The sequence below is a fragment of the Shigella sp. FC1544 genome (assembly GCF_001722145.1).
Taxonomy (GTDB): Bacteria; Pseudomonadota; Gammaproteobacteria; order Enterobacterales; family Enterobacteriaceae; genus Escherichia; species Escherichia coli.
Genome location: NZ_MECT01000042.1, coordinates 1 through 10,513 on the forward strand (window position 1 = coordinate 1; position 10,513 = coordinate 10,513).

The 10,513-nt window shown below is 48.0% G+C and carries 10 protein-coding genes and 1 pseudogene; 3 read left to right on the plus strand and 8 right to left on the minus strand.

The genetic code is table 11. The features are described 5' to 3' along the window. The 8 genes from BGK49_RS25235 to tdcA all read right to left on the minus strand — a co-directional run. A partial coding sequence (locus BGK49_RS25235; RefSeq protein ID WP_001393286.1) for an IS1 family transposase occupies window positions 1-147 on the minus strand: 147 nt, incomplete at its 3' end. Between the two features lie 330 nt (window positions 148-477). Further along, window positions 478-1,842: an L-serine ammonia-lyase gene (gene tdcG, locus BGK49_RS03395; RefSeq protein ID WP_000622117.1), complete on the minus strand. Its 1,365-nt coding sequence runs from the start codon at window positions 1,840-1,842 to the stop codon at window positions 478-480. 71 nt (window positions 1,843-1,913) lie between these two features. Next, a complete protein-coding gene (locus tag BGK49_RS03400; RefSeq protein ID WP_000719990.1) occupies window positions 1,914-2,303 on the minus strand; it encodes an enamine/imine deaminase in 390 nt (129 codons plus the stop codon). A gap of 13 nt (window positions 2,304-2,316) precedes the next feature. Further along, window positions 2,317-4,611, minus strand: coding sequence for a 2-ketobutyrate formate-lyase/pyruvate formate-lyase (gene tdcE / locus BGK49_RS03405; RefSeq protein ID WP_000861745.1), 2,295 nt, complete (start codon window positions 4,609-4,611; stop codon window positions 2,317-2,319). Between the two features lie 33 nt (window positions 4,612-4,644). After that, the gene (tdcD, locus tag BGK49_RS03410; protein ID WP_005029401.1) at window positions 4,645-5,853 is read right to left on the minus strand and encodes a propionate kinase; all 1,209 of its coding nucleotides are present in this window, start codon (window positions 5,851-5,853) and stop codon (window positions 4,645-4,647) included. A 25-nt stretch (window positions 5,854-5,878) separates the two neighbouring features. After that, a complete protein-coding gene (gene tdcC / locus BGK49_RS03415; protein ID WP_000107720.1) occupies window positions 5,879-7,210 on the minus strand; it encodes a threonine/serine transporter TdcC in 1,332 nt (443 codons plus the stop codon). Between the two features lie 21 nt (window positions 7,211-7,231). Then, a complete protein-coding gene (gene tdcB / locus BGK49_RS03420; RefSeq protein WP_000548347.1) occupies window positions 7,232-8,221 on the minus strand; it encodes a bifunctional threonine ammonia-lyase/L-serine ammonia-lyase TdcB in 990 nt (329 codons plus the stop codon). Between the two features lie 98 nt (window positions 8,222-8,319). Further along, on the minus strand, window positions 8,320-9,258 hold the full coding sequence (tdcA, locus tag BGK49_RS03425) for a transcriptional regulator TdcA (RefSeq protein WP_000104209.1): 939 nt from the start codon (window positions 9,256-9,258) through the stop codon (window positions 8,320-8,322). A 314-nt stretch (window positions 9,259-9,572) separates the two neighbouring features. Here tdcA and tdcR point away from each other — a divergent pair, with 314 nt between their 5' ends. From tdcR to BGK49_RS03440, 3 genes and pseudogenes are all read left to right on the plus strand, one after another. Then, window positions 9,573-9,764 (plus strand): transcriptional activator TdcR, encoded by a 192-nt coding sequence (gene tdcR / locus BGK49_RS30835; protein ID WP_005043782.1) that lies wholly within the window; start codon window positions 9,573-9,575, stop codon window positions 9,762-9,764. A gap of 282 nt (window positions 9,765-10,046) precedes the next feature. Further along, a pseudogene (locus tag BGK49_RS03435) lies at window positions 10,047-10,226 on the plus strand (hypothetical protein); the annotation flags it as partial. A 45-nt stretch (window positions 10,227-10,271) separates the two neighbouring features. Then, window positions 10,272-10,513, plus strand: a 242-nt coding sequence (locus BGK49_RS03440; RefSeq protein ID WP_001735704.1) for an IS1 family transposase, incomplete at its 3' end; no start/stop codon positions are given.

Sequence of the window (10,513 nt, forward strand, 5' to 3'; positions counted from 1 at the left end):
TTGAGAAGCGGTGTAAGTGAACTGCAGTTGCCATGTTTTACGGCAGTGAGAGCAGAGATAGCGCTGATGTCCGGCAGTGCTTTTGCCGTTACGCACCACCCCGTCAGTAGCTGAACAGGAGGGACAGCTGATAGAAACAGAAGCCACTGGAGCACCTCAAAAACACCATCATACACTAAATCAGTAAGTTGGCAGCATCACCTAATTTCTCGCTCAATATTTTGTAGGGCTTATTATTTTTTTCCGAGCCGCATCAAGGCGATATGCGGTCTACGTTTTTGCAGGCGAGTTATTAGAATAAAGAAATGATACGCGCGAGGTCAGAGAAAATCTTCACAATCAAGACTTTGAAATAACGGAGATGGATAAGAATTTTCTACTAAATTAATCGCAATAGAATATTCATTCTCTATTTGCGGCAGATCACAAAAAAAAGGTGCACATTTGTGCACCCAAGGATGAAAGCTGACAGCAATGTCAGCCGCAGACCACTTTAATGGCCAGTCCTCCGCGTGATGTTTCGCGGTATTTATCGTTCATATCTTTGCCGGTTTCATACATCGTCTCGATCACTTTATCGAGTGAAACACGCGGTGCCGAGGTGCGGCGCATCGCCATCCGCGCGGCGTTTACTGCTTTCACGGCATTAATGGCATTACGTTCAATGCACGGGATTTGTACCTGTCCGGCAACCGGATCGCAGGTCAGCCCAAGGTTATGCTCCATCGCGATTTCCGCCGCATTGCATACCTGCGCCGGACTGCCGCCCAGTAGTTCAGTTAACCCTGCCGCCGCCATTGAACAGGCCACGCCAATCTCCCCCTGACAGCCGACCTCCGCGCCAGAGATGGAGGCGTTCATTTTATACAGCGCGCCAATAGCCCCCGCTGCCAGAAAATAGCGGGCAATTGACCGCTCGTTTACCGGACGACGGAACTTATCGTAATAAACCAGCACTGCCGGAATAATGCCGCACGCACCGTTAGTCGGTGCCGTTACCACGCGCCCGCCAGCTGCGTTTTCTTCACTAACCGCCAGCGCGTACATGTTGATCCAGTCGATGACATTCATCGGATCGTTAGAGATGTTATCGCTAGAAACCAGCTGACGACGCAGCGCTACGGCACGACGCGGCACATTGAGCGGACTAGGCAGCACGCCTTCAGTGTTCATCCCGCGTTCAATACCGTCATGCATCACTTGCCAGATACGGGCAAACCCTGCGTCAATTTCCGCTTTGCTGCGCAGCGCCAGCTCGTTGTGCATCATCAGGCCAGATATAGACAGGCCGTTGTAATCACACATTTTCAGCAGTTCACCTGCTGAGTGGAAATCGTAAGGTACGGACGTTTCGACATCGTGCGACAGGCCGAAGTGTTCTTCTTCGACAATAAACCCGCCGCCGACAGAGTAATAGGTTTTACTTAATAGCGCTTCCTGTCCCTTCCAGGCAGTGATCCGCATTCCGTTCTCATGGCGAGGCAACATTTCGGGATGGAAGATAATGTTCTTTGCTACAGGAAAATCAACAATATGCGCACCAGATGCCACTGGCAGCCGCCCGCTGCGCGTTACTAACTCTATAAATGCAGGGATCTCATCAATGACAACATCCTGCGGACTGTTTCCTGCCAGTCCCATGATAATGGCGACATCCGTGGCATGGCCTTTGCCCGTCAGTGACAACGACCCATACAGATCGACCACAATATGGCTCGTCGCGGTTAATAAGCCGCTACTTTCCAGCCGATCAATAAAACTTTTTCCGGCATTCATTGGCCCCACGGTATGCGAACTGGAGGGACCAATCCCAATTTTGAAAATATCGAATGCACTAATCATATCCACACCCTCGGATTGCCGTTCAGTGAAGTGGAGCGGAACGACCTTGCGACCGTCCCGCTCACGAGGCTTTACGCACTACGTACTGCGATAGCTTCAATTTCCAGCTTCACATCTTTCGGCAAACGCGCAACCTGCACACAGCTCCGGGTCGGGTAGGTCGCCTGATGCTCATCGAAGAACTGCTTATAGACTTCATTGATGGTGGCAAAATCATTCAGATCGGTGATGAACACGGTCATCTTGATGATATCGCCCACGCTCAGCCCGGCAGCAACCACGATCGCTTTGACGTTTTCGAGGCTTAAACGCGCCTGATCTTGCACATCAGCCGGGATCTCACCGGTCTGCGGGCAAACCGGAATTTGCCCGGAGGTGAAGACCATGCTGCCTAAATCAACGCCCTGAACATAAGGGCCGATTGCGCCTGGGGCACGTTGCGTTTCGATAATCTTTTTCATACATCCTCCGGCGTCAGAGCGCCTGGGTAAAAGTACGTGAAATAACATCCTGTTGCTGTTCACGGGTCAGTGCGTTGAAGCGCACGGCGTAGCCAGAGACACGGATTGTCAGGTTAGGATATTTTTCCGGGTGCTCGATGGCATCCAGCAGCATTTCCCGATTCATTATGTTGACGTTGAGGTGTTGACCGCCTTCGACATCCGCTTCGTGGTGGAAATACCCATCCAGCAGGCCGACAAGGTTGGTTTTACGTACTGGATCTTCTTTGCCCAGCGCCGCAGGAACGATTGAGAAGGTGTACGAGATCCCATCTTTGGCGTAGGTGAACGGCAGTTTCGCCACCGACGTCAATGAGGCCACGGCACCTTTGCGGTCACGACCATGCATCGGGTTAGCGCCCGGCGCGAACGGTGTTCCGGCGCGACGACCGTCCGGCGTATTACCGGTTTTCTGGCCGTACACCACGTTAGAAGTGATAGTCAGAATCGACTGGGTAGGGACGGCGTTGCGATAGGTTGGCAGCGCTTTAATTTTCTTCATAAAGCGTTCAACCAGGTCGCAGGCAATGCTGTCTACGCGCTCGTCGTTGTTGCCGTACTGCGGATATTCACCGTCGATTTCAAAGTCCACCGCCAGGCCGTTTTCGTCACGGATTGGTTTCACGCGGGCATATTTGATGGCAGACAGGGAGTCCGTCGCCACCGACAGGCCCGCGATGCCGCATGCCATAGTGCGATAGACATCACGATCGTGCAGCGCCATCAGCGAAGCTTCGTAGCTGTACTTGTCGTGCATGTAGTGAATGATATTCAGCGCGCTGATGTACTGCACCGCCAGCCAGTCCATGAAGTGATCGAGGCTGTCCATCACTTTGTCGTAATCCAGCACGTCGTCCATCAGCGGTGCTGTTTTCGGCCCGACCTGAATCTTCAGCTTCTCGTCCACCCCGCCGTTAATTGCGTAGAGCAGCGTTTTCGCCAGGTTAGCGCGTGCACCAAAGAACTGCATTTGCTTACCAATCACCATTGGGCTGACGCAGCAGGCAATCGCGTAATCGTCGCTGTTGAAGTCAGTACGCATCAGATCGTCATTTTCATACTGCAAGGAAGAGGTGACGATCGACACCTGCGCGGCATATTTTTTGAAGGCAATCGGTAATTCTTCCGACCAAAGAATGGTCAGGTTAGGTTCCGGTGCCGGCCCCATAGTGTGCAGGGTGTGCAAATAGCGGAAGGAGTTTTTGGTCACCAGCGTACGACCGTCCAGCCCCATCCCGCCGATCACTTCCGTCGCCCAGATTGGGTCGCCGGAGAACAGCGAATCAAATTCCGGTGTACGCAGGAAGCGTACCATACGGATCTTCATGATGAAGTGATCGATCAGTTCCTGTGCCTGCTGCTCATTGAGTACGCCAGCTTTAAAGTCGCGCTCAATGTAGATATCGAGGAACGATGCCGTGCGGCCCAGCGACATCGCGCCGCCATTTTGCGATTTCACTGCCGCCAGATAAGCGAAGTAGAGCCACTGCACCGCTTCTTGCACATTCTGCGCCGGGCGAGAGATATCAAAGCCATATTTCGCCGCCATTTCCTGAATCTGCAACAGCGCATGACGATGCTCTGCCAGCTCCTCACGCAGACGGATGGTGGCTTCCAGATCCTCGCCTTTTTCCAGACGAGACTGGAGATCGGCAAATTGCAGTTCGCGTTCACGTACCAGATAACTGATGCCATACAGCGCTACGCGGCGATAGTCACCGATAATGCGCCCACGGCCATAGCCATCTGGTAAACCGGTCAGCACGCCAGATTTACGGCAGCGCAGCATATCCGGTGAGTAAACATCAAATACGCCCTGGTTATGGGTTTTACGCAGATCGGTAAACAGATATTCAAATTCACTGTCCATTTCACGGCCATAGGCGTGGAATGAACTTTTAATCATATTAATGCCACCGAACGGGTGTAGCGCACGTTTCAACGGCGCATCCGTTTGCAGGCCAACAATTTTTTCCAGCGGCTGGTTAATATATCCCGCATCATGAGCGGTAATTGTGGTGGCAATATTGGTATCGAAATCAACCGGCGCGTGGGTTGCGTTTTCGATACGGATACCTTCCATTACTTTTTCCCACAATTCCGTGGTGGCAGGCGTCGCTTCGGCGAGGAAAGATTCATCGCCTTCATACGGTGTATAGTTATGTTGAATAAAATCGCGGACATTAATTTCGTTTTTCCAGTCCGTACCTTTAAAGCCAAGCCATGCGTCGGCGTACAGCTTATCGCTGGTATCAATATCTACCTTCATGAAAAATAATCTCTCTACAATACTTCAACTAAATTATGCAAATTCTGCGGGCGCGTTAACTTTGCCTAAATGAATGGCATCCAAAGCAATCATTTTTTCTTCGTTAGTCGGAATAACAGCGCAAATGACACGCGCATTTTCACTGGAAACAATTCGCTCACCACAGGAGTTAGAGCGATTATTCATTTCTGTATCAATCTCTACGCCTAATACAGCCAAATGTTCCATGACCAGACGACGAATTAAGCTTGAATTCTCTCCTATTCCGCCGGTGAATATAATTCCATCCAGGCGACGTAATGAAGCTGCGTGTCCGGCAATATGACGGGCAATTCGGTGAACAAAGGTTTTAATTGCCAGTTGCGCGCGTTCGTGACCTTCATGCCAGGCTTTTTCCAGAACACGTAAATCCGAAGAAAGACCGGAAATACCTAATAATCCCGACTCTTTATTCACTACGCGTTCCAGGTCACCCAAGCTCTGGTTGGTTTGGCTGGCGACCCAGGACATCGCACCAAAATCGACATCGCCACTGCGGGTACCCATCATCAAGCCTTCCAGCGGCGTCATTCCCATTGAGGTGTCAACACTCTGACCGTTGCGAACTGCGCAGATTGACGCGCCATTGCCAAGATGCGCCACAACCAGGCCGGAGTCATCTTCCGCTAGATTCAGCAAAGAATGTGCGCGCTGGGAAACATAGCGGTGCGACGTGCCGTGGAAACCATAACGGCGTACACCTAACTCTTCATAATATTTCCACGGCAGGCCGTATAAATAAGCTTCCGGAGCCATCGTCTGGTGGAAACTGGTATCAAATACCGCCACCTGAGTTACGCCCGGAAATAATTGCTGCGCCGATTCAATACCACTTAAATTGGCGTAATTATGCAGGGGTGCCAGTGGAGAAACGCGACGGATATTATCAATGACCTCATCGGTAATAATGGCGGACTCGGTAAAAATACTGCCGCCGTGAGCGATGCGGTGGCCAATTAAGGCCACTCTGTCATTTAAATTCCGTTTTTCCAGTTCAAATGCAATTGCCTTCAATGCACCTTCGTAGCTGTGGTGAGCCAGCGGTGCTGGCTCTCCCCCATTTACGGATAAGAATGCATTTTCCGAGTTAATACCGTCGGCAATACCTGACATTAATATTTCACAGTCGCTGGCATCGAGTACGGAAAACTTAATCGAAGACGAACCACAGTTAATAACCAAAACAACCGGAAATTCATTCATCTCTTTTCTCATCCTGAGTTACGGATTAAAACAGTTTGTATACGATGTTCAGGATGGTCAGCAGACCAATCACGGTAACAAACACGTTATCCAGACGACCACGGTATTTCGCCAGAGACGGCGCTTTACGGATGGCATACATCGGCAACAGGCACAGCAGGGATGCGATAATCGGTGCGCCCATGGCTTCAATAAGGTCGAGGATGTTCGGGTTGGCGTAGGCAACAACCCAGGTGGAGCCCATGATGAAGATCATGCTGATAGTGTTCAGTTTACCCAGCGACACTTTAGTTTTGTCGCCTTTATAACCGAACTTCAGAATCAGACCATTCAAGCCTTCCAGCGTCCCCAGATAGTGACCGAAGAAAGATTTGAAGATAGCCACGAGTGCGATGATGGAAGCCGCATATTCCAGTGTAATCGCGAACGTTGTTTTGGTACCGGTCATGGACGCAAAGTGGTTAGCCAGATAAGAAAGCACTGGAATATTCTGCGCTTTGGCTTCCGCCATGTTGGCCGGAGACAGCGTAAACAGGCAGCTAAAGGCAAAGAACATCACCACTGCAACCATCAGCATGCTGGCACGAGAAATGATTTGGGAACATTTACGTTCGGTGAAGTCGCGACCGAAGTCTTTCTCATACTCTTCACGTTTAGAAACCACGAAGGAAGAGACGATTGGCGAGAAGTTAAAGGAGAAAACCATGATGGAAATCCCCAGCCAGACAGTGATCAGGATACCGTCATGACCGGTTAACGACAGCGAACCGAGGTCAACCTGGTCGATAACTGCAGAGTTCCAGTAAGGGATCAGCGACAGAGAAATCAGCACCAGGCTGGCGATAAACGGCCATACCAGGTAGCTCATCACTTTAACCATCAGATCCTTACCAAACCAGATGACGAAAGCCATCAGCAGCAACAGGAACAGCGCCACAAAGCCGCGATTCAGCGGTGCAAATCCGAGCTGGTTTTCCCAGAACGTCATAAAGGTATTGGTAATAGTAACGCCATAAATCCACAGCAGTGGGCAAATCGCGAAGAAGTACAGGAACGTGATAACCACGCCGCCAGTTTTACCAAAATGCTCTTCCACCGTTTCCGTAATGTTGCCGGAAGGGTTAGAGCCAGAAAGACACAGACGCGCCAGCGCCCGGTGGCAATAAAATGCGATGGGGTATGCCAATACCAACATCAGAAGAATCGGGATCAGTCCGCCAAAACCTGCGCGGATAGGGAAGAACAGCACCCCGGCGCCGATTGCCGTACCAAACAAGCCTAACGTCCATGTGGTATCTGATTTACGCCAGGACGATTGTTTTGTCTGGCTGGATACAATGCTATCTGAAGTACTCATATCCTATCCTCAACGAATTAATTAAGCGTCAACGAAACCGGTGATTTGAGAGACGCGAGAAAGATCGATATTGCCGCCGGAAATAATACTGACGGTTTTTCTGTTTTGAATATATTGGTCTAATTTACCGCTTAATAATGCAGCACATGCCAGAGCGCCTGCGCCTTCGGTGACGACTTTATTGCGCTGAATTAAGGCAATCATACTGTTTCTGATTTCGTCTTCGCTGACCAGCACGATGTCATCGACTAATTCACGAACGATTTCGTAAGTTAAATTACCCGGGCGGGAGACATCACAACCATCCGCCAGGGTGCCGGTAGTTCGGTGCGTGGTTATTTCTCCGGAGTGGAAAGAAGCCGCCATGCCGTGAACGTTTTCTGACTGTACGCCAATAACACGAATGGTCGGGTTAATAGATTTAATTGCCACCGCAATACCAGCAATTAAACCACCACCACCAATTGGCACAATCACGTTATCGACATCATAGAGATCTTCCATAATTTCCAGACCAATCGTTCCCTGGCCAGCAATCACTTTCGGATCATCGTAAGGTGGGATAAAAATACGACCTTCCATTTCGACAATTTCGCTCACTTTAGCGATAGTGTCGTTGAAGTTATCACCATGCAGAACGACTTCTGCGGAGTAGTCGCACGTTGCCGCTACTTTGGATTTTGGCGCACCTTTTGGCATCACCACTTTACCGTCGATACCCAGCATCGCGCAGGAGAGCGAAACCCCTTGCGCATGGTTGCCCGCAGAACAGGCCACCACGCCTTTGCGTTTTTCCGCATCGGTCAGTGAACTTAATTTATTAAATGCGCCACGAATTTTAAATGAACCCGTACGCTGCATATTTTCAAACTTCAGAAATATTTCACCTTTGCAACGTTCACTAAAATAGTTGGAGCGAGGCATGCCTGTTTTATAAATTCGCCCAGCCAGTCGTTGTTTCGCTTCAATAATATCATCAATAGCAACCGGCAGATCGTATGTAATATGCATTATAAAACCTCTTCGCCTGAATTAAATATGTAGGTAACCGTAACCGACACCTGCAAAACAGACAGGTGGATTATTTATGTTTAAATAAAAACAAATAACTAACCAACTTCTATTAATAGCCTTCGTCTACACCCATTATAAGATGAATACTCTTTGGCTAATTCCACCAAAACCGATGCTGCTTTTTTAATACGATAATTTTTCGACCATACCGCGGCATATTGTGCCACAGGTAATGTTTCTTCAACCGGAATAGTAATAAATTGATTTGAACCAAAAGGTGACGTCATATCACAAGGAATTACAGTTAAGAAATCAGCATTGAGAACAAGATTATAAATTGTCACGACTGAGTCGGTTTTAACGATGTTTTCAATACTGATGCCATTTCTTTGTAACGTAGTAAGAAGCTCGCTGTAGTACCCCATATTGGTTTGTGGCAACACCCACTGTTCGTTCTTCAACGACTCCAGCGTGGTGGTGCCGGTGCATGTTCGGGACTTACTGGCTACCAGCACAAACTCGGACTCGAACAGCGGCTCAACATGTAAATCCTGAAGCTTCATTTCTGCACTTAACGTACCAATCGCAAAATCCAGTCGACCGTCGCGGATTGCCGGTAAGAACGAAGACAGTTGCGCTTCATACATAGAAACCTGCGCTTTCGGGAACACCTCTTTGAACTTGTTGATCATCCCTGACATAAAAGTAAAACCAATCAATGAAGGAAAACCAAATGAGACTTCCACCACCGCCTCAGAAGACATACCGCTTATCTCATTAACCATATTTTTCATTTCACGGGTAATGGATTCGGAACGGGAGAGTAACAATTGACCGGCAGGTGTTAATGTTACACCGGTATTTTTCCGCACCACTAATTCCACACCAAAATAATCTTCAATATCGTTAATGATTTTACTGACGGCCGGTTGAGTTAACCCTAATTCTTTTGCAGCCGAGCCGATAGAGCCACTTCTAATGACTTCCTGAAAGACTACCAGGTGCTGCGTTTTCGGAAGAAGAATAGTGCTCATAACGACCTACGTTAATTACCTCATTGACGGCATGAAGTGTATCAAAATGAAATGAACAGGATATGTGCGACCACTCACAAATTAACTTTCATTACTTTCCAGGGTATCGTTATTACAATTAAATATCTTTAAATATCAACAAGTTAAAGCATAAAAATCAGCATAACCCCTGATTTTTATCAAAAAAAATGACGGGGATAACCATATTTTATGGCGATAACATCATTCGTTATGTGGTTAATACAAAAAAGGGGCTGAGACCATATTTCAAGCAATTACCGGATAATTACCAGGAAAAATTTGAGTTAAATTTAATGAGCAAGTTCTCAAATTTTATTATAAATAAACCATTTTCAGCGATAAATACTGCGGCACGTCACATTTTTTCACGCTATTTGTTGGAGAACAAACATTTATTTTATCAATATTTTAAAATTTCGAATACAGGTATTGATCATCTCGAACAATTGATTAACGTCAACTTTTTCTCTTCTGACAGGACGTGATTTTGTGAATGCAATCGTTTTCCATAAATTCTTCTCCCCTCATAGGCGACGAATAGCATTTTGTGTTGAGGATCACAAAACGAATAATTGCTGGTCGCCGCGATAAGGTCAGACGAAGTCAACAAGGGGAATTTTCACTGTGCTTTACATCAGCGTAGGACACAGAATGTTGCTTCGTTTACTGTAACGCCGGGTAAATGAGCGTTTTTTGATAGTGCGTGAGTGTCGTGCGAGGAAAATAAGCATCTATTATTGTTTGTCATGACGACAAGGCAGGCATCAATGAAAGGCTTCCCAATTGCACATATTTTTCACCCTTCAATCCCGCCAATGCACGCAGTGGTTAACAATCACAATAGAAATATTGATTATTGGACGGTAAAAAGAAAGTTTGCGGAAATTGTCTCCACCAATGACGTTAAAAAAATTTACAGTATAAGTAATGAACTGCGGGTAATGCTGCCAACTTACTGATTTAGTGTATGATGGTGATTTTAAGGTGCTTGCGTGGCTTCCATTTCCATCAGATGTCCTTCCTGCTCCGCTACTGAAGGCGTGGTGCGTAACGGCAAAAGCACTGCCGGACATCAGCGCTATCTCTGCTCTCATTGCCGTAAAACATGGCAACTACAGTTCACTTACACCGCCTCTCAGCCCGGTACGCACCAGAAAATCATTGATATGGCCATGAATGGCGTCGGATGTCGCGCCAGTGCACGCATTATGGGCGTTGGCCTCAACACGGTTTT